30 protein-coding genes and 1 tRNA gene are annotated in these 23,059 nt (G+C 57.4%); 8 read left to right on the top strand and 23 right to left on the bottom strand.

Annotated elements, in window-relative coordinates; translation table 11 throughout:
• The 6 genes from BW919_RS08065 to BW919_RS07755 form a co-directional block, all read left to right on the top strand.
• Positions 1 to 323, top strand: a 323-nt coding sequence (locus tag BW919_RS08065; RefSeq protein ID WP_232452887.1) for a hypothetical protein, incomplete at its 5' end; no start/stop codon positions are given.
• 244 nt (positions 324 to 567) lie between these two features.
• Positions 568 to 969, top strand: a complete 402-nt coding sequence (locus BW919_RS07775) for an aconitase X swivel domain-containing protein (protein ID WP_088336542.1) — start codon at positions 568 to 570, stop codon at positions 967 to 969.
• 124 nt (positions 970 to 1,093) lie between these two features.
• Positions 1,094 to 1,321: a tetrahydromethanopterin S-methyltransferase subunit F gene (mtrF, locus tag BW919_RS07770; RefSeq protein ID WP_088336438.1), complete on the top strand. Its 228-nt coding sequence runs from the start codon at positions 1,094 to 1,096 to the stop codon at positions 1,319 to 1,321.
• Positions 1,322 to 1,359: 38 nt separating this feature from the next.
• Positions 1,360 to 2,100, top strand: coding sequence for a dihydromethanopterin reductase (acceptor) (locus BW919_RS07765; protein WP_088336437.1), 741 nt, complete (start codon positions 1,360 to 1,362; stop codon positions 2,098 to 2,100).
• Positions 2,075 to 3,619 (top strand): dihydropteroate synthase-like protein, encoded by a 1,545-nt coding sequence (locus tag BW919_RS07760; RefSeq protein WP_157666182.1) that lies wholly within the window; start codon positions 2,075 to 2,077, stop codon positions 3,617 to 3,619. The genes BW919_RS07765 and BW919_RS07760 overlap by 26 nt, the downstream gene beginning before the upstream one ends.
• Positions 3,616 to 4,119, top strand: coding sequence for a hypothetical protein (locus tag BW919_RS07755; protein ID WP_088336435.1), 504 nt, complete (start codon positions 3,616 to 3,618; stop codon positions 4,117 to 4,119). The genes BW919_RS07760 and BW919_RS07755 overlap by 4 nt, the downstream gene beginning before the upstream one ends.
• On the opposite strand, the gene BW919_RS07750 is transcribed toward BW919_RS07755, so the two are convergent.
• The 17 genes from BW919_RS07750 to BW919_RS07670 form a co-directional block, all read right to left on the bottom strand.
• Positions 4,094 to 5,008 carry a selenium metabolism-associated LysR family transcriptional regulator gene (locus tag BW919_RS07750; RefSeq protein WP_088336434.1) on the bottom strand — a complete coding sequence of 305 codons (915 nt, stop codon included), beginning with the start codon at positions 5,006 to 5,008 and terminating at the stop codon, positions 4,094 to 4,096. The two genes, BW919_RS07755 and BW919_RS07750, sit on opposite strands and share 26 nt — an antisense overlap.
• Before the next feature lie 89 nt (positions 5,009 to 5,097).
• Positions 5,098 to 5,565, bottom strand: coding sequence for an aspartate carbamoyltransferase regulatory subunit (gene pyrI / locus BW919_RS07745; RefSeq protein WP_088336541.1), 468 nt, complete (start codon positions 5,563 to 5,565; stop codon positions 5,098 to 5,100).
• A complete protein-coding gene (gene pyrB / locus BW919_RS07740; RefSeq protein ID WP_088336540.1) occupies positions 5,565 to 6,494 on the bottom strand; it encodes an aspartate carbamoyltransferase in 930 nt (309 codons plus the stop codon). Before pyrB ends, pyrI begins: the two co-directional genes overlap by 1 nt.
• Positions 6,495 to 6,785: 291 nt before the next feature.
• Positions 6,786 to 8,147: a hypothetical protein gene (locus BW919_RS07735; protein ID WP_088336433.1), complete on the bottom strand. Its 1,362-nt coding sequence runs from the start codon at positions 8,145 to 8,147 to the stop codon at positions 6,786 to 6,788.
• Positions 8,148 to 8,295: 148 nt separating this feature from the next.
• Positions 8,296 to 8,385 (bottom strand) — tRNA-Pro (locus BW919_RS07730).
• 44 nt (positions 8,386 to 8,429) lie between these two features.
• Positions 8,430 to 8,648 carry a DNA-directed RNA polymerase subunit N gene (locus BW919_RS07725; protein WP_088336432.1) on the bottom strand — a complete coding sequence of 73 codons (219 nt, stop codon included), beginning with the start codon at positions 8,646 to 8,648 and terminating at the stop codon, positions 8,430 to 8,432.
• A 15-nt stretch (positions 8,649 to 8,663) separates the two neighbouring features.
• Positions 8,664 to 9,068, bottom strand: a complete 405-nt coding sequence (locus BW919_RS07720; RefSeq protein ID WP_088336431.1) for a 30S ribosomal protein S9 — start codon at positions 9,066 to 9,068, stop codon at positions 8,664 to 8,666.
• Positions 9,069 to 9,548 carry a 50S ribosomal protein L13 gene (locus BW919_RS07715; protein ID WP_088336430.1) on the bottom strand — a complete coding sequence of 160 codons (480 nt, stop codon included), beginning with the start codon at positions 9,546 to 9,548 and terminating at the stop codon, positions 9,069 to 9,071. It abuts the gene before it with no gap.
• Between the two features lie 16 nt (positions 9,549 to 9,564).
• Positions 9,565 to 9,948, bottom strand: coding sequence for a 50S ribosomal protein L18e (locus BW919_RS07710; protein ID WP_088336429.1), 384 nt, complete (start codon positions 9,946 to 9,948; stop codon positions 9,565 to 9,567).
• Positions 9,945 to 10,763 (bottom strand): DNA-directed RNA polymerase subunit D, encoded by an 819-nt coding sequence (locus BW919_RS07705; protein ID WP_157666181.1) that lies wholly within the window; start codon positions 10,761 to 10,763, stop codon positions 9,945 to 9,947. The genes BW919_RS07710 and BW919_RS07705 overlap by 4 nt, the downstream gene beginning before the upstream one ends.
• Before the next feature lie 5 nt (positions 10,764 to 10,768).
• The gene (locus tag BW919_RS07700; RefSeq protein ID WP_088336427.1) at positions 10,769 to 11,182 is read right to left on the bottom strand and encodes a 30S ribosomal protein S11; all 414 of its coding nucleotides are present in this window, start codon (positions 11,180 to 11,182) and stop codon (positions 10,769 to 10,771) included.
• Positions 11,183 to 11,199: 17 nt separating this feature from the next.
• Complete coding sequence (locus BW919_RS07695; RefSeq protein WP_088336426.1) at positions 11,200 to 11,760, bottom strand: 30S ribosomal protein S4; 561 nt, start codon at positions 11,758 to 11,760, stop codon at positions 11,200 to 11,202.
• A 12-nt stretch (positions 11,761 to 11,772) separates the two neighbouring features.
• Entirely contained in the window at positions 11,773 to 12,228 is a 456-nt protein-coding gene (locus BW919_RS07690) for a 30S ribosomal protein S13 (protein WP_088336425.1), read from the bottom strand.
• 95 nt (positions 12,229 to 12,323) lie between these two features.
• Entirely contained in the window at positions 12,324 to 12,926 is a 603-nt protein-coding gene (locus tag BW919_RS07685) for an HD domain-containing protein (RefSeq protein WP_088336424.1), read from the bottom strand.
• Positions 12,923 to 13,543 carry a metallophosphoesterase gene (locus tag BW919_RS07680; RefSeq protein ID WP_088336423.1) on the bottom strand — a complete coding sequence of 207 codons (621 nt, stop codon included), beginning with the start codon at positions 13,541 to 13,543 and terminating at the stop codon, positions 12,923 to 12,925. The genes BW919_RS07685 and BW919_RS07680 overlap by 4 nt, the downstream gene beginning before the upstream one ends.
• A gap of 51 nt (positions 13,544 to 13,594) precedes the next feature.
• A complete protein-coding gene (locus BW919_RS07675) occupies positions 13,595 to 14,128 on the bottom strand; it encodes a DUF2096 family protein (RefSeq protein WP_232452979.1) in 534 nt (177 codons plus the stop codon).
• A 17-nt stretch (positions 14,129 to 14,145) separates the two neighbouring features.
• Complete coding sequence (locus tag BW919_RS07670) at positions 14,146 to 14,421, bottom strand: DUF749 family protein (protein WP_157666180.1); 276 nt, start codon at positions 14,419 to 14,421, stop codon at positions 14,146 to 14,148.
• Positions 14,422 to 14,542: 121 nt separating this feature from the next.
• On the opposite strand from BW919_RS07670, the gene BW919_RS07665 reads away from it, so the two are divergent.
• Positions 14,543 to 15,157, top strand: coding sequence for a PrsW family glutamic-type intramembrane protease (locus BW919_RS07665; RefSeq protein ID WP_088336420.1), 615 nt, complete (start codon positions 14,543 to 14,545; stop codon positions 15,155 to 15,157).
• A 69-nt stretch (positions 15,158 to 15,226) separates the two neighbouring features.
• Positions 15,227 to 15,763 (top strand): UbiX family flavin prenyltransferase, encoded by a 537-nt coding sequence (locus BW919_RS07660; protein ID WP_088336419.1) that lies wholly within the window; start codon positions 15,227 to 15,229, stop codon positions 15,761 to 15,763.
• On the opposite strand, the gene BW919_RS07655 is transcribed toward BW919_RS07660, so the two are convergent.
• The 6 genes from BW919_RS07655 to kae1 form a co-directional block, all read right to left on the bottom strand.
• Positions 15,754 to 16,428: a nucleotidyltransferase domain-containing protein gene (locus BW919_RS07655; RefSeq protein WP_088336418.1), complete on the bottom strand. Its 675-nt coding sequence runs from the start codon at positions 16,426 to 16,428 to the stop codon at positions 15,754 to 15,756. The genes BW919_RS07660 and BW919_RS07655 overlap by 10 nt on opposite strands.
• Entirely contained in the window at positions 16,425 to 17,204 is a 780-nt protein-coding gene (locus BW919_RS07650; RefSeq protein ID WP_198324607.1) for a BtpA/SgcQ family protein, read from the bottom strand. Before BW919_RS07650 ends, BW919_RS07655 begins: the two co-directional genes overlap by 4 nt.
• Before the next feature lie 386 nt (positions 17,205 to 17,590).
• Positions 17,591 to 18,634 (bottom strand): SPOUT family RNA methylase, encoded by a 1,044-nt coding sequence (locus tag BW919_RS07645; RefSeq protein ID WP_088336417.1) that lies wholly within the window; start codon positions 18,632 to 18,634, stop codon positions 17,591 to 17,593.
• Positions 18,635 to 18,669: 35 nt separating this feature from the next.
• Positions 18,670 to 19,305 (bottom strand): 30S ribosomal protein S3ae, encoded by a 636-nt coding sequence (locus BW919_RS07640; protein WP_088336416.1) that lies wholly within the window; start codon positions 19,303 to 19,305, stop codon positions 18,670 to 18,672.
• 57 nt (positions 19,306 to 19,362) lie between these two features.
• Positions 19,363 to 20,946, bottom strand: coding sequence for a serine--tRNA ligase (locus BW919_RS07635; RefSeq protein ID WP_088336415.1), 1,584 nt, complete (start codon positions 20,944 to 20,946; stop codon positions 19,363 to 19,365).
• Between the two features lie 1,054 nt (positions 20,947 to 22,000).
• Positions 22,001 to 23,050: a KEOPS complex N(6)-L-threonylcarbamoyladenine synthase Kae1 gene (gene kae1 / locus BW919_RS07625; protein WP_232452883.1), complete on the bottom strand. Its 1,050-nt coding sequence runs from the start codon at positions 23,048 to 23,050 to the stop codon at positions 22,001 to 22,003.
• Positions 23,051 to 23,059 lie beyond the last annotated feature (9 nt).

Here is a 23,059-nt window from a genome sequence, read left to right as displayed (position 1 = left end):
GATTTGGGGTTGGTGCTCCGGTGATTGAGGAGCCTTTGAAACGCTTGGCTAGCGAGCTCACGGGGTTGTCTAGATTATTGACTGGAGTATTGTACGGGTTTTCCGAATGGGTTTACCATGAGGAGGCTCCGAATAACTTACAAGCTTTATCATATAGGTTGTCGTGTCACATATCTTACACTGTGGTTCCACTACTAGTAGGAGTGTTACTCCACTCACTCTACAATTCGGAAACATCACTAGATTACTGGACTAGACTACTAATGCCAGTACTATCCATAATAGAAGGACTTGTAATAAACGCGATAACCAGGGTGTGGTGAGCAGTAAGTGTTATTATATCGATTGTTCCGTACTCACATCACTTGAGAATATTAACGGTCCTGGCTGGGGCCTGTGCATTCATTACCTCATTTTCCCCGTCACATACAGTCAACCGTGGAGGTACCAACAACCGTGGATTTGTCTGTCACCCGAAATTTCTCGTGGTATATATACGGTCCGATTGTTGTCCTCCAGCGATTCTAAATACTCCACTACCGGTGGAAACACATGGGACACGCGGATATGCCTGTGGTACGTTGTGAACCGATCGTCGACGTTGATGAGCCAGTTGAAGCGGAAGTCCTGGTATCTTCGCGGCGTCTCTCGTTTTTGGGTGGAGTGGATCCGGAAACAGGTGAGGTAGTGGATCCGTCCCACGAGCTCTGTGGGAAGGTGTTAACGGATCGTGTCTTGGTCCTGCCGGGTGGGCGTGGTTCTACCGTAGGGTCGTATGTACTGATGGAGATGGCCCATTGTGGTACTGCACCTGCCGGTATCGTCGTACGCGAAGCCGAACCGATTTTAGTAGTAGGGTGTGTTCTGGGTGATATCCCGTTGTTTCACAAGCCCGAGTGCGACCTCGTGTCGGAACTGGACAACGGTGATGTTGTGAGGATCTTGCCGGGTGGTAAGGTTGAAGTATAGGGCTCGGGAACGCCAGCCTACCTCATCTCTTTCGGTCGGACCCACTTCATCATCGCCCGGTGTAAGATGAAGTCGCAATGTTGAAAAGGTACCGGGTCAGTGGACCGGTGTGGGGTGAACCGAGTTGGCGGAGGAAGAATCCGAGTTGAAGGAGGTCATCATAGGGGCACCGGCGATGGCGGACACGGATCGAGCAGACGCTTACGTGAAAGATGTCCGTGATTCCAGCCAGTTCTTCGGTCGTGACGCCAGGCTATACTTCGGTCTTAACGTGAATAGGTTCGCAGGTCTGGCCTGCGGCATGGTCTTCGCGGGCGTGCTGCTGATACCGTTGTTGCTCCTCTCGTTCTAGGCCAAATCTTTTTTACAAGCCTTAACGGGTGTTGGTTGTTGGGACTCCGTATAGGCTGGTGTATAACAGGTGCAGCGCATTTTTTGGTGGAAAGTTTTAAAGTTATGAAAGAGGTGTCGCGGGAGCACCGAGTTAGCGCGTTCCTCTCGGAAGCGGGTGAAGAAGTCGTTCGAATGTTCGGGCTATGGGAGGATTTGAGGGAGATCTGTCCGGGCGGATTCTACCGTGAGGTGTTCACGCAATCGGATGAGGGTGCAAGTTGTCCTATCATCGGTAGGTTCGCGCTTGGGAAGTACGACCTGTTGGTGGTGTCGCCGGCTACCGCCAACACGGTGGCTAAGATCGCATACGGGATCGCGGATACCCTGGTGACGAACGCGGTGGCGCAGGCCGGTAAAGGAGACGTTCCTGTTTGGGTTGTTCCGTGCGATTATGAGGAAGGGAAAGTCCGCACGATCACGCCGTATATGGTGCTCAGGGAGCGATGTGAAGGATGTGGGATCTGCGTGGACACGTGTCCGAGGGGCGCTATCGACATAGTCGATGGTAAGGCGTTCATCAGGCTGCTGCGATGCGTGGGGTGTGGCAGGTGTTCCGAAGCCTGTCCCGAGAACGCCATTCACGGAGGTATTGAGTACGAAATGAGGGTTAGGTCCGTCGACGCGGAGAACGTGAGGAAACTGGATCGGATCGAGGGTATCGAGGTCCTACGACGACCCGATGAGATCTTGGAGAGACTTGGGGAACTCGCCGGTGAGGGTACTACTTCTGACCGGTAGACTAGCCGCCGAGGATGTGAGGAAGGCGGCTGAGGATTTCGAGTGGGCAGAAGTCAAGGTGCTACCTATCGACGTGGCCGCTCTGATGACTACGAGCTTTGTCCTCGGGCAGTTGCGTGGGGAGGACCTCACTGGGTACGATTACGTTCTGCTACCCGGTTGGTTCCGCGGCGATGTCAGGAAGCTGGACGAAGCTTTAGGCGCGGACTTCAGGTTGAGTTCTCGAGAGGTACGTGACCTGCCTCTGGTTCTCCGCAAGATGGAGGAGGGGTTTGTCCCTTCTAAGGACGTGCCGGCCTGCGTGCTGCTCCGTGATGAGATACTACAGGAGTTGGGGAAGAAAGTTCGTGATGCCGAGAGGGATATCCCCGAGCGGAATTGGATCGACGTGGGGCCCGTGAAGATTGCACGCGGTTGTAGACCGCGGGTTTTATCGGAAGTGTTCGCCGACGACCTGTCCCCGGAGGAGGCCGCATCCGAGGCTGAGAAGAGGGCGGAGCTGGGTGCCGAAATCGTCGACATAGGGTTCCACGAGCGGCCTCCTGGGGATGTCCGTAGGATCGTACTGGAGGTACTGGATCGCGTAGGAGATCGTGTCGCTGTGAGTGTCGACTCGGGTGATCCGGAGGTTCTCGAGGCGGGCGTTGAGGCGGGTGCCGATCTCATCCTCAACGCGTCTCCGGACCTGAAGGAGCCGGTAGACCTGGCGGCCGAGTACGACGTACCGGTAGTTCTGGTCCCCGGGGGCAGGAGACCCGAGACAGTCGTACGGCAGCTCCGAGAGCTGATCCACCTGTGCGAACGTCGCGATGTCGACTACATTCTCGACCCGGTGATGGACCCACCCGGAAATATCGTGGAGTCGATAGTAAGGTACCGAGTCGTGGCCGAGGAGTTTCCGGAAGCACCACTCTTCTTCGGTGCTGGAAACGTACTCGAGCTCATAGACGCAGATTCTCCCGGAGTCTCGGCTCTTTGCGCTCAGCTTGCGGTCGAGTTGGAATGTTCTATAATCTTCACACCGGAAGCCAGTGGGAAGACCAAGATGAGCACGCTCGAGCTCGCTGTGGCGTCCAGGATGTGTTACGTAGCACACAAGTTCGGCGGTTTCCCAAAGGACGTTGGGTTGGATCTAGTCGTGTTCAAAGACAAGCGCATCGATAATGTTAGCGCGTCTGGTCTCGACGCCGAGTACTTCACCTCGGAGCCGCACCGGGACGTTCGTGGGGACTTCGTGATACTGACTGACCATGACCGTCGTATCTTGATCTTAGAGCACAGATACGGTGACGACGAACCGTTACGCCTGGAATCCGACGACGGCTTGAAACTGGGGGCGGCGGCGGTATCTCTGGGATTATTATCTGACCTCCATCATGCCGTGTACTTGGGGTATGAACTGGCACGTGCGGAGGAGCGGCTGAAGTCGTGCGGCCAATACATACAAGATGACGGGATAGAACGCTACGACCGTCTGTTACGTGATTTAAAGATCTTGGAGGAGGTCGAGGAAAGTTGAAGATCGTAGCGACACCGTACTACGCCAGGTTGTTGGAGCGTCTGAGCTCCGATGTCGACGTGGTCGACCCGAACCCGGAAGTTCTACAGAAGACCGAGGCGGACATCCTGGTAGTCCCCTGGGACTTACTCGATACGAAGGCGGAGTACCGAGCCGAGCATGTAGTTCCCGGTTCGGTCGCTTCTTTCTCGGAAGCGTTGAAGACGGGACTCAGGGTCGGCGTGTTATCGGGGTACGACGTAGAGGACCTCGTGCGGTTCACCTCTTTGATTCTTAAGGTGTGGTCGGAGTTCGCTCCACTGAAGGGTACAGTGCGTTCCGAGAAACGGTTCTTGAGAGAGTTGTGTTGGGACCTCGGGGTGAAGGTCTCGGAACGAGGGACGCCAGTGAAACCCGACTACGAGGGAGGGGGATTACCTTCACACGTGTTCGAGGATCCTCTTGAGGCGTTGAGGGCTCGAGCTAAGTACCTCGCTAACTTTTTCCGCGAAACTCGCTGAGGAGGAACTCCCAGAACGCCTCCGTGGCGCTGGCGTGGAGCGGTCTGTCCGACTTTAGGGCGTAGAAGAACCTGCGGGGCCTATCCTCGAGCCGGGCGATTCGGATCAGGCCGGCGGATTCGGCACGCTTGGCGGCTCGCTCAGAAATGATACTGATCCCAACGCCTTGAGATACCGCGGTAATCACGGCCTCGGTGCTTCCCGTCTCCTCCACGATCTTGAAATCCTCGAACCCTAACCCGTGGCTCTTGAGGTATTTCTCCACCTCCTTCCTGGTTCCGGAACCGGGCTCACGGTTGACGTAGGGCTCGCCCACGATATCGTCGATGCTGACCTCCATGGCATCGGCGAGCTCGTGGTCCGGCGGAAGGATTACGACGAGTTCTTCGGAGGCTATCGGTACGACCTCTACACTCTTCCTAGTCACGAACGCGTCGGTTCCCACTATCGCGACGTCGGCATCGCCGCTGAGCACGTGCTCGGTCGCCTCGAGTGAATCACACACGCGGATTATCACGTCGACCTTCGGGTACTCGGAGCGGAACTCTTTGACACTACCGGGAAGTAGATATCCGCCCGGTACCGTACTGGTCGAGACGCGGACCTTACCCGAGGGTTCCTTGGACACAGCGGCGATCTTGTCCTTGGCTCGTTCTACGGCGTCCAGGGCCGTCTCAATAGCCTCTAGGGCTATTTCACCCTCTTCGGTCAGTTCGACACCTTCCGGTGTCCGGACGAAGAGACGCGCGTCGAAGAACCGCTCTAGCGAGGCGATTTGATTGCTGACGGTTCCTTGAGTTATTCCGAGCGATTCCGCAGCTTTCGAGAAACTCTTCTGTCTGACGACCTCCCGGAAGGTCCGGAAATAGCTGAACCTCGGGTCGGACAATGTATCACCTACCCATCAGGTTGTATGATGGCGGGTATTCTGACTTTCACTCACCCCCTCGTTTTTATTGCATTAACTGGTCCCAGAGGCTAACTAGGGCGTATCAGCTCACGGATATGATCCTCCCGGACGGTACGCTCGCAATACAGACAGCGATACTCCAGCGGCTCTTTGGACTCCCTAATGAAAACCGTGTTCACTGGTTCCCTTTCGTCGTTCGTAATGCAGTTGGGGTTGGGGCAGCGGAGAAACCCTTCCACCCGTTCGGGTGGTTTGACTTGGAACTTCTCGGCGACAGAATAGTCCCGAACGATGTTGACCGTGGCATTGGGGGCCACGAGCGCGACCTTGTTCGCCTCCTCCTCGCTCAGGATTTTCCCTTCGATCTTCAGTATGTCTTTGCGACCCATCTTCGAACTCTCCACGTTTATGGCGACGAGCAGGGTAGTTTCGGTCGGGTCGATGTCCAGGATGCGCATGATCTTGGGGGCGGTGCCCGGCGGCAGATGGTCAAGGACGGTGCCTATTTCAATTCTCTTCACTTTGAGGGCCATGATCACTCGCCCCCGAGGATGAGGTCGAGGAGCGCCATCCGTACGATCACGCCGTTACGAACTTGATCGAAGTAGCGGGCCTGTGACAGTTCATCCACCTCGGGCTCGATCTCGTCTACCCTGGGGAGAGGGTGCAGGATTACCAAGTCGCTCTGCGCGTGTTCTTCGATGAGATCCCTCGTCACCTTGTAACTACCTTTCACACGCTCGAACTCCTCCGGGTCCAGGAACATCTCGCGCTGAATCCTGGTTACGTAGAGTACGTCCAAGTCGGGCAGGATCTCCTCCAGATCCCGGTGCTCCTCGACCTTCGCTCCTATCCGTTCGAGCTCTGCCAGTATATGGGAGGGCATCCGAAGCTCCTCCGGTGATATCAGGTGGATCCTCGCCCCGAACAGTGCGAGGGCGTACGCCAGCGAGTGAACTGTTCGTCCGTATTTGAGGTCTCCCAACAGCCCGATTCTGAGTCCTCCGATACGTCCCTTCTCCTTCATTATCGTGTAGAGGTCTAGGAACGTCTGCGTCGGGTGTTGGTTGGCGCCGTCGCCCGCGTTGATCACTGGGACGTCGGTGAGTTCTGCGGCGAGTCGGGCGGCACCTTCCTTCGGGTGTCGCAATACGATAACGTCGCAGTAATGTTCGACTGTACGGACGGTATCCGCGAGATTTTCACCCTTAGCCGTAGACGCCGCCTCCTTGCCACCCAACGAGATTACGTCACCTCCGAGACGGTGCATGGCGCTTTCGAACGAGAGTCGGGTCCTCGTACTAGGAGAGAAGAAGAGAGTGGCTAGGATCTTGCCGGAGAGTCTGTCGTCTCCTCCCCGTTCGTACACTCTTTCCATCTCTTCCGCGTTGCTGAGTAGCTCCTCTAACTCTTTCCGGGTGAAATCCCGGACGGAAATCACGTCCCTGTTCGCGAAGGACGACACGAAGGCCCTCCAACACGACGTGTACTGGGCCTTAAACGGCTCGCGGTTGAAAAAGTAATGATTGTACCTCCGGCTGGAGGGCGGGAGGTCATCGGAGGTGATTCTCACCACCTACCTCCCGACGCCGCCGTCGAATGTACCGGAGGCCCGGAGCACCGGCTCATCGGAACACCCGTGACCTCACCGGCCCTCTCGGCCGCACCGCCACGGATGGTATCGCACTGGGTAAATGAAGCTGCCGCCCAATTGTTACGAGAATGCTAACATTGGGCGCGAAAAACGTGTGGGGGGTTAAAGTATGCCCGCGGAACTCATACCCGAGAGTACGTTCAGTGCCACCAGCTTAATGAGGTAATCGATGTATTCGCCCGTTAGTAGGTCCTTCAGGACGCCTACCGTGAGCCTTTTGACGGTCTGCTTGACGTCGTCGGCGGTCGTGCTCACTATTTTAGCGATGTCGTCCGCGTACTTGCCGATGATACTATCGACGATGCTCGATAGCGTGTTTTCCAGCGATTCGATTACCATGTCGTAAGACGCTTTAACGGCCGATACCAGGAAGTCGTACAGAGGACTGCCGTACGCGGCCTTGCGCACCGTCAACGTGTTTACCTCAACCTCATTCGGGTACTGAGACAGGTACAGGCCAACTAGGAACATCCTGATATGCTGGGCATACGGTACCATGGTGCTGATGATGGCGTCCTTCATCCTGAGGATCTGCTTCGAGGCCAGCGTCTTCAGGAACGTCGGTAGGAACTTCTCTGTAAGGATTTCGAGGGCAGGATTACCGTGTGCTTTATCCTGAATCGGCTTCAGGAACTCGTCGATTTTCGTGTTCACTACCGCCTCGATCTCTTCCATGTACGGATCCACGATCATCGATATCATATCTTCCTGGCTCGGTACCAGCGGCTCCTCACCACTTACAAGCAGCTGTAGTGCGTCCACTTTCGTCGGTGCGTATATCACTTCAATCTTGTCGCCATCACCGTGTGCATGTACCTGGGCCAGCCTCACGAACACCTTACCCGGTTCCGCCTTCTCCAGTATCCTGTACCAGTCCATCTGGAGCACTGCCGGCTTTAGGGTGATTTCCTTGATCACCGGTAAGCACAGTAAGACCTCGTCCTTCGCCTCCGTCGGATCGATCGACGGTGCCATCAGCGGTAGACCCTTTTCGTCGTAATGGCCCAGAACCTGGACGACAGTCGCTGTGAAGCCGCCGAATCCAGGAGCGTACTTGGTCACGGCTTTCTGCTCTTCCTCGTAGCGGACAACGTACTTCTTCGTCTCACCTTCGCCTCCCCTAACACCTAGGTAACCTACGAAGTACTTGCCTTCGGGCACTTCATATCCCAATGCCCCTACTACGTATTCCTCGTTGGTGATGTTACCCTCGCGCGCCTCAGCGATCTTGCGAGCGACGTTGGTCACTTGAACCTCCCTGCCGTCGACGTTTACTTTCAGTTCTGACAGTATGTCCTTTACTACCTGCTTACCCTCGTCGGTGAACTTCACTCGGACGTCGGAAAGCGGAACTCCCTGCAGGCTGACGACGACCGGCGTCTTGGTTACCTCGAAGTACTTACCCGCCGACGCTGCTCCGGTTAGGGCCAGCATGCAGGCCAGGATCGTAGCTACGGCTCGCACGTGATCTCACCCCCATCCACCGTTGATCCTACCATGGGCTTGAGTGTATTATCCCGTTCGTAACCAGTGTGCGGTACCGTTATGCACGGGAGTCCTAAAGCCGGATCGGCCTACTAGCATCGTTACAATTAACGTAACAATTAGTAGGTGGGGCCGCCCGGATTTGAACCGGGGTCCCGCGGCCTCCGGGCCGCGGCTCCCCAGCCGCGGAGGATAGACCAGGCTACCCCACGGCCCCCTTGGCGTGGGCCAGAGGGCCCACGAAAGATCATGTTTAAGAATTTAGCGGGGCATTCCGAGTCGTGGTGGCGTGTAGGGAAGGGACTCCTCAAGCAGGTCTACGTGGGATAGGAACATCCTCCTGCAGCAGTACCGATCGATGTCTAGCTCATCCAGTGCCTCCCCGGGTTCCTTTCCCTCCTCTTCGATTAACTTCACATACTTCTCCCATAAGTGGGCGATAGGACGCCCACAAGTGAAGCACCTGATCGGTATGATCATCCGTAGACACCCGCCTTAACGGTAGCTCTTCTGTCTCCGCGCTCTGGCGCCGCGGCCACCGAACTTCTTCGGCTCCTTACGGCGTGGGTCACCTTTCAGCATATGGCGGTCGTAGGCCATGTAAGCGTCCCGTAAGTCCGGGTCACCGGTCCACTCGACGAGGCCTCGAGCGATGGCGATACGAGCGGCCTCGGCTTGGCTCATCCATCCTCCTCCCTGAACCTTCACGTCGATGTCGACCTGACTGACGATGTCCTCACCTGCGATGATAAGTGGCTCCATGATCTTCATTCGGGCCATTTCGGGCTCGATGATGTTCACCGGACGCTTATTCACGCGGACCCTACCCTCCCCCTCCTTGACGATGGCCCGGGCGATGGCGGTCTTCCTCTTGCCCGTAGTCTGAACTACCCTAACCATTTACTGGCCCCCAGGTATTTGGTAACCGAGCTCCTCTGATAGCTCGCCGAGAGTTATGTACCAAAGGTGTCCCAATCGACTCATGTCAGCCTCGGCAACCCGCTCGGGCTCGATGTTCGCCTCCTCGACCCATCTCGGAGTACCGATATACGCTCGGAGCCGCTTGAAGGCTTCACGCCCGCGCTTGGTCTTCCATGGAAGCATGCCTCGGACTACCCGTCGGAAAATCAGATCAGGCCTCCTCGGGTAGAACGGACCTTTCTTCGGGTCACCTCGCTGGATCTTCTGGAGCCACTCTTCCTTAATAGTGTTCTTCTTGCCGGTGATGATGGCTTTTTCGGTGTTGATGACGGCGATCCTCTCACCTTTGAGGATTCTCTTCGCCACTACGCTGGCTAGGCGGCCGAGCACCGCGTTTTCGGCGTCGATAACGGTCCATTCTTCCGGGTCGACGGGTTTCGAGTGGGCGTACTCCACCAAGGCTCCATATCCCCCCTCACTCGATGATCCGAACGTACGATCCTTCTGGGTTCTCTTCGAGTAGCTCACGAATCGTCAGACATTCTCCGCCGACGGCCTCGATCTTCGCCCTGGCGGTCCTACTGAACTTCCAGGCGGCCACTCGTAGAGGTTGGGTGATCACTCCGTCACCTAATACCTTGCCAGGCACGAGAACCGTCTCTTCCTCCTGGATGACACCGCGGCGGGCTAGTCCGTCGAGCTTTCCGACGTTAACTTCAGCTCGCTGCCTTCTGGGTCTGGATAGGCGTTCCGCCACATCTCGCCAGACCGGCGCGTTGTACTCACGTGCCGCCTTCTTCAGGTCACGGATCAGTTTCCTTAGTTCCACATTGGTGGGTCCGGTGGGCGCCCAAGTCATTCTCCGCTCACCTCCTTCTGCAGGTTTTTCTTCAGAGACTCGAGCTTTTGCTCGATCGCATCAAGAGCTTTCAAGATCGCGGTGTCGAGCGACATCGAGCCGTCGGTCTCAACGTTGAACACGAAAGCGTCATCACGGAAACGGACGCGGACGGCCCCGTCAGTCTCGCGCTCGTACTCCTTGTACATCCGACACTCGGGAAGACGATCCTCATCGATATGAACTACTTCACCGTTCTCGATTCTGATAATACCCTGAGGACACTCGTACGTGACCTTATTTTCCTTGAGTTTGTCTTCATCGATTTCGAGCTCGGGGAGGCCTTTGTACCCGACTGCGCTCACCGGCTTCCACTTCGCGTGTTCGAGGCCCAGACCCGGTACGGCGATCGCCTCGAGCCTGATCCGCTGGCCCTCTCCGACCTCGGTGATGAGCGTGTCGGGGAAGGCCGGTTCTACGTCAGGATGATCGAATTCAAGATCTCGAGCGTAAACCTTGGTTGGCCCTTCTACTTCGAGCTCCGCCCGCACCTGGCACTTCTCGCAACCTTTCCCACCACAGTCGCACAGGTCGGGTAACTCGAACTGGTCGATGTCGTCGGCGCGCAGCGGTATCAGCCCAAGTCGGTGGGCCAGCATTTCGTCGTACATAGGTGTGTCGTTCTCGTAGATAATGACCTCTTCAATGCGTAAGGTGGGAACGAGTGTGTAGAGGGCGCGGCGGATGGTGTTGACGAACTCCGCGGACGTGTCCTCGATGATAAACGTGGCGCGCTCGACGTCGGCTTTCCGGTAGTCGTAGAGACGGACGCGCAAGGGACTCATACCCTACGTCCTCTCTTACCTCCGGGTCTCCTGGTACCGTCGTGCGGGATCGGCGTGACGTCCTCGATCCGTCCGATCTTCAGGCCTGCACGGGCTAAAGCTCGGATGGCGGCCTGGGCGCCCGGTCCGGGTGTCTTAGGACCGTGACCACCGGGAGCGCGCACCTTCACGTGGACTGCGGTGATACCCTTCTCCATGGCTTCCTCGGCGGCGCGTCTGGCGGCCTTCATGGCGGCGTACGGTGAGCTCTCTTCTCGGTCCGCGTCGACGACCATACCTCCGGACCAACGGGCGAACGTCTCGGCACCTGTGAGGTCAGTGATCGTGATGATCGTGTTGTTGAAGGAGGCGTAGATGTGAGCGATTCCCCACCGCTCTTTCTTCTCCTTCTTACCCTCCTTCTCGGTCATCCGTCAACCCCCGAAGTTTACTCTTCAGCCACGGTTTCTTCCGGTGACTCACCTCGTGCTTCGCACCTGATCGGGTGATCTTCATCCTTGAGCGGAGAGTACGGAGAGTAGTCTACTTCCTCTTCCTCCTCGCGAGACACTAAGTAGCTCGGGACGGTGACGATTCGATCGCCTATCGCGATATGACGGTGCACAATAAGCTGCCTGGCTTGTAGTGGAGTCTTGGCGAGACCCTTTCGGTACACAATCGTCTGAAGACGACGCTCCAAAACATCCTCTACGGTCAGCCTGAGGACGTCGTCCAGCGTGGCCTCCTCTGGCTTCTTGTCCAAAATACCGAGATCGTACAGCTTGCGGAAGAGGGCTTCCCGCTCACGCTGTGCTTCGGGGTCTGTCCTAGCCATGAGCTCTTTGGCTCTCTCACGCCATCGCTTGAGTTGCGTCTGGTGTCGCCATATCTCTTTCTTACGCCGCAGTCCGTACTTGCGCATCAGCTTTCGCTCGTACTCCAGTCGCTCGGCTTCCCATGGATGTCTGGGGGTCTCGTACTTTTTACGTGGTTTCTTGGGATCGCCCATCCGGTTTGCCCCCTACTGCTTCTTCTTCACACCTACGGTTTTACCTCGGCGGAACGAGGACTTCGTACGCTGACCACGGACTGGGAGTCCCAGCTCGTGGCGTATACCACGGTAGGCGCGGATCTTCTTCAACCGATCGATATCTTGCTTCACCGTCATCTCCAGTTCAGCGCCGACCAAGTGCATATCTTCGCCCGTTTCATAGTCCTTCTGACGATTGTACATCCAGGAGGGGATATTGGACTCTCCTTCTGATAACTTCTTTATCTCCTCCTCAATGCGCTCGATTTCCTCGTCTGAGAGTTCTCCGAGCTTCTTCTCCTCGTCGATGCCTAGCTCCCGGCAGATAGCGTATGCCATTCGGATCCCGATACCTTTGATTCCGGTGAGCGCGTACGGGACTTTTTTATGCCCGTCAAGGTCGACATCAACTATCCGGACGATCGGTTTCACCTCGTCGTCCGCCACGAGAACACCCCCCGGACGCCGGATTCGATAGTCTTAAAAAAGTCGCGGAGGCGTCGGGTAAACCCCGTCATCCCCATCTTCCCATCGGCCGACCCCTAACTCCTCATCCGCCACTCCTTTTCCAGCCATTCCAGAAACAGTACCATCCTCCGCCTTCTCTTCTCCGCCAATCGGCGGGCCGTTTCAGTGTGCATCAACCTCGGTAGTCGAAGTAGTTTTTCGTGGAAGTGTTCTACACCGGATTCTAGTGATGTCCTCCGCTCTCCGACCACGCAGAAACATCGGGCTATCCCAACGGCCCCCAGTGCGTCGAGGTTGTCTGCATCCTGAAGTATCTTGGCCTCTAAAGTCCGCGGCTCGGGTCCACTGGAGAAACGGTGAGCTCGGATCGCGTGCGTTACCTCCTCTAACTTGTCCGAAGGGAATCCCACGCGTGGGAGTAAGTCTTCCGCTATTTCGGCACTGACTTCCGCATGGTCCTCACCCGATCGTTCCTCCGCCCGCCTTCCAATATCGTGTAACCAGGAAGCCGCGCGGAGTATCTCCGGATCTCCTCCCTCCTTGCGCCTAATGAGCTCACAGAGCTCCACTACGCGCTTCACGTGTTCGAAGTCGTGGGAAGGCGAGACCTCGGACATCTCCGTCCGAACGAACTCGATCACCTCTCGTTCCCAAGGGAATTTGGGGTTGACCTTCACAGCTCGATTACCACCGTACCACCCGGGCCTGGGTTGATCACCCGGGTGTTACCGAGCTCGTCCTCGCCAGCCGCCTCGTGGATGTGCGCGCAGATGTGGAGCTCGGGTTGGAACTCCTCCACGATCTTTCGGATCGCCTCACTCCCCACATGGTCGCCGGCCTCGATCTTGTCCACCGCCGTATTCTTCGGGGGTGCGTGTGTCAGGAGTATCACCGGCTCACCGGCCGAGTTCATAAGTTCACTGAGCCTCGACTCAATGACGTTTTCTTCGAACTCCAGCGGCGTATCGAACGGTGTCGGGTTGGACCCACCCATTCCGACCACGTCGTAGCGACCGATGTGTTTGACCTTCAGGTGCACCGAGACTCCGCTGGTATCGAGGACTCTGACAACCTCCGGAGTGTCGCAGTTACCTGGCACGGCCATGATCTCCTGACCGTGCTCCTTCAGTACATCAACGATCTCCTCAACCACCTGCACGGGATCCTCCAAGTTGAAGTCGGATACGTCTCCCGCTACGAAGATAACGTCGGCATCCTCGTCGGCGGCCTTTTCCGCGACCTGCTCTGCCTTCTCCACGTCTCCGTGGAAGTCAGCCGTCGCGATACCGATCACGAGCGCATCACCCCGATTTCGCGATCAGCGGAACCGTCCATCGATCTTTACTTATTCATTGCTCTTGCGTTTCTCGAGCATCTTCTTCCAGGATTCCGGCAGCTCTCTGAGCTCTTTGAGCGCCGTCCCGACGCGATCCCTGTCCCCGGATATTTCCACTACGTCCACCTCTTTTACTTCGACTATCACTCCAGCGAACTCACACACGTCCTGAAGCCTCTCGACTTCAATCGGTTCCGGGAGCCTCACACGGGCGAACCCGTCACCGGCCCTGAAAACCGGTCGATTAGGCATCGGTTCGAACTTAGAGCGGGCGGTATCCTCCCGGAACTTCGCAGCTAGCTCCTTCACGCGTTTCGGCCACTTTACCAACTTATCCAGTAGATCCGGATGGGATTCACAGATCCTGGCGAGCGCCCGCTGAGCCCTGTCTAGGTACTTGTGGGCCTTTCCCAGGGTCTTGGCGGATGTGTGAGGGTCGAACTCGTAATGATGGAGGACTACTCGCGCCGTCCGCAAGTTCTCGAGTACTTCTCTCGGCACCTCTTCTCCACGTGCTCGGAGCTCGCTTACTACCTCGTTCAGGGCGACCCATTGGGCCTTCAGCGGTTCAGCGCTCTCTTCACCGACGCTTTCGAATCCCGTGATAGCTCTGCCCCCATATCCTCCCTTAACAGTCGTTCGACGTCCTCTTCGGACTCTACCTCCTCGAGAAACACTATGTAGTAACTACTTGTACCTTCGATGTTGAATACAATCAGTTCGGGGTCCTTGTCCAAGTCCACGCCGGCCAAATGCGCCTTTAATCGTGCGAAGTTCTTCAGTTCTTCGTCGAGCTCCGAGTAACGGGCCGAGCCCAGGTACTTCGCCACGAACACGCTGGGTATCCCATGATAGACCTTCCTACGAAGACTTAAGAGGGAAACGGTCGGCGACGGCCGTTGTCGTCATCCCTCAGTCGGTGTCCAGGCCCTCTCCCCATCACCGGGGGATAGACGCTTGATCCTGACTCCGGTAATCGCGGTGATCGGGGTCCTGTTAGGGCTCCTCTACGCCCCGATTTCCGTGGTGATAGCGTTCATGGTAGAAACAGTCCTGACGTCGGGCCTAAACGCTGGCCCCCATCGGCTAGTTATAGCGGCCGTAGTTGTAGCTCCGATAGTTGAAGAACTATCCAAAGGGCTCGGGTTCCTCGTAGTCCCGCGAGTGTTGGCCGGCTCTCTTCGATTGGCATCGGGGTTTCCCGTGATCGGACCGACTCTTGAAGCGGCCGCGAACGTCGTACGGGAGTGTGGTAGGCGTCCGGTGGGAATCGTTACGGTCGCGGCCACCACCGCCTTGGGGTTCGGGTCCATAGAGAACGTGTTCTACGCGCTGGTAGGGCTGAAGTTCGGACTTCTAGGCCCTATAATAGTGGGGTTCCTTCGAACGTTCACGTCGTTACCCATTCACGTGATCGCGACGTCTTCTTTCGGACTATTGTACGGATTCTTAAGGCGACGATGGCTTGGGTTCACGTTAGGGTATTCAACGGCGATCTCGATTCACGCGGCGTTTAATTTCGCCACAGTGTACGCCAGGTACAAGGTAGCGCACGGGTTGATCGGCACTTAAAGGAATCGTCATCGCATCGTGTACTCGGTCCGCCCATCACTCGTCATCTCGGTCCTCGGGGGAGGAGGTTTGCGAGTCTTCATAGGAGTTACGGGAGCCAGTGGGCAGATTTACACCAAAAGGCTCATCGAAGTGCTGCACGAGGAGGGGGTGGACGTAGAGATCTCGGTCACTAGACCCGCGGAGTACGTTATGAAGCGGGAGGGGGTCGACCTCCCCGAGAACGTGCGGAAGTACGATCCCGAGGACCTCACGGCACCGCCAGCTAGCGGCACATACCGGATCGACGCGTACGTCGTGTGCCCGTGCACGTTACACACCCTTTCGAGTGTGGCCGCTGGAGTGACCGGAGATCTGATCAAGCGCGCTGCGGTAGTTGCGCTGAAGGAGGATCGTCCGTTGGTTTTCGTCGTCCGGGAAACGCCGTGGCCAAGGTCCGCCCTGCAGGCTGCGTTGAAGTTGAGGGAGGAGGGTGCCGTGATACTGCCGGCGTGTCCGGCTTTCTATCACAGCCCGACGACCATCGACGACTTAGTGGACTACGTGATTCAGAAGGTACTGGACGCGATAGGGGTTGAGGTCGATCTCGTCCGGTATCAACCTTGAGGTATGAACTTCCGGTAAGGATCCTCTTGAAGCAGTTTCCGTAGCTCTTCTACGCTCAATCCCGTGATTTTGTCCCCGAAGAAGTCACACCTCCCGAGGTCTACACGACCTTTACGCTCCAGCTCCGGACTGCTAACGGTGACACCGATTTCGGCTTTCTCGCCGCCCGGGGTTCTGACTTTGATGTTGACGTAGTGCTCCGGGATGTCAAGAAGTTTCCCACCGCGCTCCGTAATAACCACTTCATCCACGTCCAACACTTCGATCCCGGCTTCCTTCAAGCGTTCGATGACCTCTTCGGGGTCCGTCGTCCCCAGAACAGCGATATCGATGTCACTTTCCCGTTTGATATTCCCACGCCACACACTTCCAATCAGCCGCGGCTCCAAGTCCTCTATGGCCTCCATAACTTCGAGTGCCTCTTTCCTTAGCCTCTTCAACCGGCGCAACTTCTCCTCACCTTCCAGCTCGTCTCCGATTCGGTCTAGTTCTATCGCAACTTCACGGTTGGACGGCATCACATCGACACCTAGGCGCCTAGCGGCCAGTCTCTTTGCGTCGATATACTCGTCGACGGCACCCTCGTAGAGGAGTCTAGCCGCCTCACGTGCCACCCTCTTCCTCACCCATTCGAGCTCCCTACGGTTTAGCCTCTTCTGTATCAAGGCCAGCGTTCTACCCCTGAGCGTCGGATGGACCGCACCAGCTCGCGCACTCGGTCCACGTCTACGGGGTTCTCGGTGATCCCGTTCTTCTTGAAGTATGTCCCCACTATGAAACCCGTCGCCCCGGCTCGGAGGAAAACGTGAGCGTTTTCCGGAGTCACGCCACTACCCACCAGAACTCGATCGACGACCCTGGAGACCTTGCGCACCTCTTCAGGCCGTGGAGGGGACCCGGTGGCGGAACCAGTGACTATCACAGCGTCGGCTAATCCTCGCTCCACAGCGTCCCGTGCGACCTCTTCGACAGGCCTGTCGTCCAGGGGTCGTCCGTGCTTCACTCTGATATCAGCGTATACCTCGACGTTCACTCCGAGTCGGTCGATCTCGCGCCAGACCATATGTGCGATTGGTTGGAGGACGCCCTGATCCGTAGCGACGGCCTCCACGTACGCATTAACACGGATGAAGGAGGCGCCGGTCGCAGCACACACGTCGACAGCCGCTACACCGTCATTGCGTAGCACGTTCACGCCGACGGGGACGCTCACGGTATCTACGACCTCGGCCACCGCCCTGGTCATACAGGCGACGGTAATCTTAGGCACGTCATCTGGGTAATATGGAGCGTCTCCGAAGTTCTCAACGAGGACCGCGTCGACACCACCGTCTTCAAGACGCGCTGCATCCCGGCGGGCTCGCTCAACTACCTCCTCGATGGACTTAGCCCTCGGAGACCCTGGTAGAGGCGGTAAGTGTACCACGCCTACAACTTCCAACGGCAACGCCCCCGGTGAGTCGCCTGTGCAGTTCACGCGCGTCACAGCGGGTACACGGCACGCTGAACCCCCGCGGTTTCTCGGTCCGTCGAAGGTCTACCGTCGAAAGAATTCTCTCGTATCGAACTGGGCCTCTGGCAAGGGGATTCGAGGGTGGAGAGGATCGGTTGTTCGAACTATCACCCCAGTACACCATCGGGCGTTTCCCTGTGAGTGCGGCGGACACGATGGCTTCATCTCTCGAGGTTAAGACGTTACGGCTACGTATTCAACAACGGGTCGATGTCTTCGGATCGGATCCCACTCATCCCTGCGTGTTCTGTGTGGTTACTTCCTATCGAGCTCGGTGTCGTTCAAAAAGACGCTATATTCACTGCATTCAACGTTCACTCCTCTCGATCCTCTTCCCCCTCGACCTCCAGGTAAGAGTCAACCAGCGCCGTCACGACGGAAGGCACGACGTGTTCTGTCGCGAACGTTACCCCCGGGCATAGGTCCACGACGAAGTCACAGGTTCTCAACACTCCCCGCGGTAGCCCTACCCGCGATCCCGCCAGCACGACCACCTCGTCAGCTTCTCGGAGTGTTTCCCCCAGTTCCTCCCGAACCTTCGTGTACGGCTTGCCCTTCGGATCCGTTCCAACGATCGGAGCGTCCCGCTTCATCCGTACCAGCTGGTAAAGGTCGTAGACTAGCAGTTCCGTCCGTCGGAACTTCCGCCCGTACGATTCTCGCTGTACTTCCATCCTGGATTTCACTCCGTCCCGTAGGCCCCGCAAAAAGTGTAGTAATTCGACGGCGTTCACAGGTTCGTATGGAGTGACGATGTACGACTTCAATTCGAACCCCTGAACCGCTCGTCCGATCCGTTCACCCATGGAATAGGCGGCTCGTGGGTCCCCGAGATAGGGTATCTGCGCCAACTCTACCTTGGCCAGCAGCGGATCGGCCTCGGGTTTCCCCGGAGGTAGCTTCTTCCACTCCTCCTCGCCGTGTAGGACCGCCAGGTACGCCCGGTCCCTGATTATCTCGACCCACACTATCTTATCGGGATCATCTAGATCCACGGAGGCGCCGGTAACCTCCCGGACCGCGTCACCGGCCTCGACGTTAACGTCGACGCTGGTGAAGTCGTGTTCACCCCTACGGATAGTCCTAACCGCGAAGGTCTCGTCCTCCGAAATTTTGGTCTTCGCCAGTTCGGCCGCGGTTTCGGCAATCTCCTTCGGATCCGCGCGGCACTCGGCTTCTACCGGTATAGCTCGCTCTACCTCTTGGATCCTCTCGAGTTCCTCCTTAGTAACATGTCCCGTAACGATAACCAGTCCGAGGTAACCGAAGGGCCTTGGCTCGGTCTCGGCCCCGGTTTCTTCCTCGATTCTCGCTGCCGCCACATTCTCCAGGTTTCGTTGCGTTTTCACTAGGAACATCTCGCACGCGCCCGAAAACCGTTGCGAAGGGAGGCTCAGTAGCTGGCCAGTTCCGGGGTGGCCCTGTCCCCCACTGCCTCGTACGGTGGTAGGCCGTTCGGCTCTTCCAGGACCTCCGTCTTCCTGATCTCGGCCTGCCGGATCGGGTAGATCTTACGACCTGCCTCCTTAATCTGCTCCGGGATGCTCTCCTCTTCGCTGATCGACAGGCACCTGCGGATGAACTCGTCGAAGTCGCACTCCTTCGCGTTCTCTTCGACCACCTTGAACATCTCCTTCCTGATGGCCCGCTGCTGGGAGGTTTTGGCGCGTCGCGTCGTGAACGCTAGTCCCGCGACGCGTACCTTATACCCGTCCTTGGTGACGACGTCGATGACACCGTCGATCCTGCTCGTTCCGCGTCTCACCAGGCTGCGAACGTAGTCGCGCATAAGTCTATGTCCTTCGAACTTGGAGTACGCGGTCGTCCCCTCGACGTCGTAAATGCGGAAGAACACTTTGATGTGATGCTTAGTAATGTCGTCTAAGACGTCACCTAGGGTAGTTTCGAGCACTCGACCGATTACCTTCTCCGGATCATCGGCGGGCGTCTCACCTACCTCTACATTGTCGAACATATCCGGCGCGAGGATCGTGTACCACACCTTGTCCTTCCACTTGTCTCTGACCAAGTTCGCAAGCCCCCAGGCCCGCCGGAAGGCGCCGTTGAAAAAAGGATCGGGATCGGACTACTTCGGCCAGGTTAGTGTCTTCGGTACCTCGGGTAACCCACCGAACCTCTCATTGATCCTCTCAAGGATAGGCTCCGGCCACTCCTCAGGTTCGAACCCGTGTTGGGCCAGTAACCCAACCATCCATCGGGTGACACCCAAACCCGCACAGCCCGTGAACAATGTCCTTCCAGACTTCTCCTTCACGTTGAAACCATCGACGAAGTGTTCACCGTGCACGTTGAACGAACCCACAGAAATCCAGGCTTCTTTCGACGATCGCTCTCCCTTGAACGGTAAGTAGACTTCAAACTCGTACGACGGTACGTCTGGGAGTTCGATGTTTCGATCCTCCAGCAGCCGACCTTCTAGGTAGAAAGGATCGTCTGATACGACTACCTTCCACTCGAGCTCCAGCTCCTCCGCGACACGTTTGGTAGCTTCCAGTAACTCCTCTCGGATCCTCTCCGCCTCCTCCGGCTCGGCGATCCATACATGCTCGATCCGTTGGAACTCGTTTACGCGTTCCAGACCCTTTGCTGCACCACCCTCCCATCGGTACGTCCAACCGCTGCAGTCGTAAAGCTTGATCGGGAGTCGCTCAGGGTCCACTACCTCGTCCCGCAGCAGCTCGTAGAACGGCTCACACTGGGCAGGTGCTAGAACGTATCCGGGATCGCGGAGCTTCTCCCTCAACGATCCGAGAATCCTCTCGTTGAGCTCTCCCCACACGTAAAGCTCCCGCTTGAAGTCGTCGAACAACTCCGGGTCACGCTTCGGGGGACACACGTAGTACATACCGTCGGGTAGACCGTGAAGGTAACGCATCCGGAACATAGTTTCCAATGGGACCAGCTTCGGGAACAGGACGGGCTCGAAGCCCAACTTACGCGTCACACGCTCCAGAAGAAAGTCACGGAGAACTTCGAACAGGGCGGCCATCGGGGGGTTGTAAATCCACTGTCCGCGGCCGGGGAACTCCTTCACCCAGCCCCGTCGACGCGCCTCTTCGGTGACGTCCCCATCGAACCGAATCTCTCGCGGACCGCTCTCATCCACCACGGTACCTGGTTCGACCTTGGTGACGCGCTCCACTAGCTCCGATCTCTCCTCGACTGTCCAAGCTACTAACCGTATCACCCGGTCGATGACGTGCCGGCGGAGCATTTCCTCGTCGACGTCTTGGAACGTCAGCCGTACGGTCCCGTCCTCCACTACCACGTCGTCGGCTACTGGTACGTACCCGACGTCGTCCCGCGTAACTTCACGATCGAACCGGAACACGACCTCGTACCGAGGGATCTTCAGGTCGCGAACGCCGATCCGGTGCTCCCTTCCGAGACGTTCGGCAAGTCGCTTACGGACCCTCATAGCTGCTTCGTGAGGACGTAGGTACCTCGTTCCGGTTATCTCCATCTCGATTATATCCTCGAGTACTCGATAACCCTCAATCTTGGCCCCCTCCTCCCCAGTTGGGACACCTCGCTGGAGGAGATCCTCGTTAGCCTCTTTGACGAACTCCTCAACCGTAGGCTCGATCTCGTCGGGGTCGACTTCACGCGAGAGAGTGAGCTCGACCTCAGCCGAGAACTTCAGCTCCACTTAAGCTGCCCCCTCTCCCGGTCGGCCTCGGTGGTCCAGTTTTAGTTCATCCGGCCTCTTCGATGAGATGTCCGAGTCCCGCCGTGTTGAATTTCCCCACTCCATCACTATAAACGTCGGAGAAGGACCACCTCACCGACGCTGTCTGGGAGCTTTAGAGGGAAAGAGGGAAGCTCGTATACGAAGGTTCCCACGATCGTGTGGGACACGTGCTTCCCCAGTTGGGCCGACCTACGCTCGAGGATTTCGAAACCCGTAATCCATGTCGGGTTGTTTCGGCCCGTTCGATCCACTCGATGATATTACTGACCTGGCGCCGGGTTCCCTCGAGACAGAACTTTCAGTGCAGCACGGTGGACTTCCTGACTTCGTTCCGAGCTATCACATCTCGTAAACTTAGGTTTCCCGCCGTGAGCGACGTGAGTAGGCGTAGAAGTGGTCACCAAGTTCCTCCCCACCGACTCGCGAGCGTCGAGCTTCTCCGATTTCACGCATCGGTACGCGGATCCATACGGGATCTCTCGTCTCGGCGTGTTCGACGCGTCGCAGCACGAACTTGCGATCCCAGACACAACCCGCCGTCCACCAGCACGAGGGTTATCTCATAGTCTCTGTCAACAGGGTCTCCGAAGAGGTTCGGGCGGAAGTTCACTATGTCTCCCCGCACTGACATCTCGCCGGTTTAGCGGTGGGACTTGGCTCACGGCCCGGGATCGGGTGAGGACGGTGAACACCCTTCGAACTTAGGCAGGGCACCGGGGCTCGACGTACTCGATATCCGTACTTTCGACGTTCCTGGAATGGACGAGTGCATACAGGCGGGGTCGGCATGGGTCCACACACATTGCTAGTGACGAGAACCTCCTCCGGCCTCGACGTTCTGCCTGAAACCAGACAAGAGTGCTTAAACCAGGCTCAGTCGTGCTCCGTCTTATCCGTTTTACGAGCTCATAACTCTGAGCTTGTGAGACTGATTTCCACTGGAGGATGGTATCCACCGTCGTCTTACGGACCGTTCCAACCACCACGGCGTGGGTCCTATGAACTACCTCCTCTACCTTTGGGAATCGGCAGATCTGGAAGGATGGGCAGCCCACGGGACGGACGCCTCGTCTACACGGTATCGTTGCTTGACGATAGCCTTCTCCGGGATCTCATCTGGCGGTATCGAGAGGCCGTGTTCGTGGACAAGGATCCCAGTCCAAGCGATCATGGCTCCGTTGTCTCCGGCCAGTTCCTGGGGCACCGTGTACGCCTCCGCACCGCGGCTTTCCGCCATTTCGTGTATCATCTCGGAGAGACGACGGTTTGCGGCCACCCCACCCGTGAGCAGGATCTCATCCCGGCCTAGCTGGGCCGCGGCACGCTCCGTTATCTCCACCAGCATTGCGAAGGCTGTCTCCTGAAGCCCTGCACACACGTCCTCGAGCCTGTCTCCCTGCTTATATCTCCTCAGTGCCGCAGTTAGAAGGCCTGAGAACGACACGTCGGTGCCTCGTACAGTGTAAGGGAGTTCTACTGGCTCACCCTTCTCGGCGAGGCGTTCTACCTCGGGTCCACCTGGATGTGGGAGTCCGACCTTGCGGGAGAAGGTGTCCAGCATGTTACCAACGGGTAGGTCCAAGGTTTCCCCGAACACCCGGTACCGTCCGGCTTTGAGGGCCAGCACCTGGGTGTTCCCTCCGGACACGTAGAGTGTTACCGGATCGTCGAAGTCGAGCCCGTCCTGGCGTGCCGCTAACTTCCCTATCTCCACGTGGGCCACGCAGTGGTTGACCGGTGCCAGGGGAACCTCGAGCGCTAGTGCCAGGGTCCTGGCCGCGGTGGCGCCGACACGTAAGCAAGGTCCCAGCCCAGGCCCTTGCGAGTAAGCTACTAGGTCGATGTCTTCGGGTTCTACTCCCGCGTTCTTCAACGCGCGTTCGAGGAGCTCCGGCAGTTCTCTGGAGTGATGTTCAGCCGCCTCTCTGGGTAATATTCCAGAACCCGGAGGGGGGACATACTGGGCCTTCACGTTAGCCAGTATCTCCCCATCGTCCGTCACGACACCTACGCCGAGTTTCTCGGCCGTAGACTCTATACCTACACAGATCATCGTCGACATCACGGCACC

The sequence above is a fragment of the Methanopyrus sp. KOL6 genome (genome assembly GCF_002201915.1).
In the GTDB taxonomy this organism is placed as follows: domain Archaea; phylum JAADCQ01; class Methanopyri; order Methanopyrales; family Methanopyraceae; genus Methanopyrus.
Note: the sequence above shows the minus strand (reverse complement) of the source record. Positions and strands in the feature narration are given on the sequence as shown.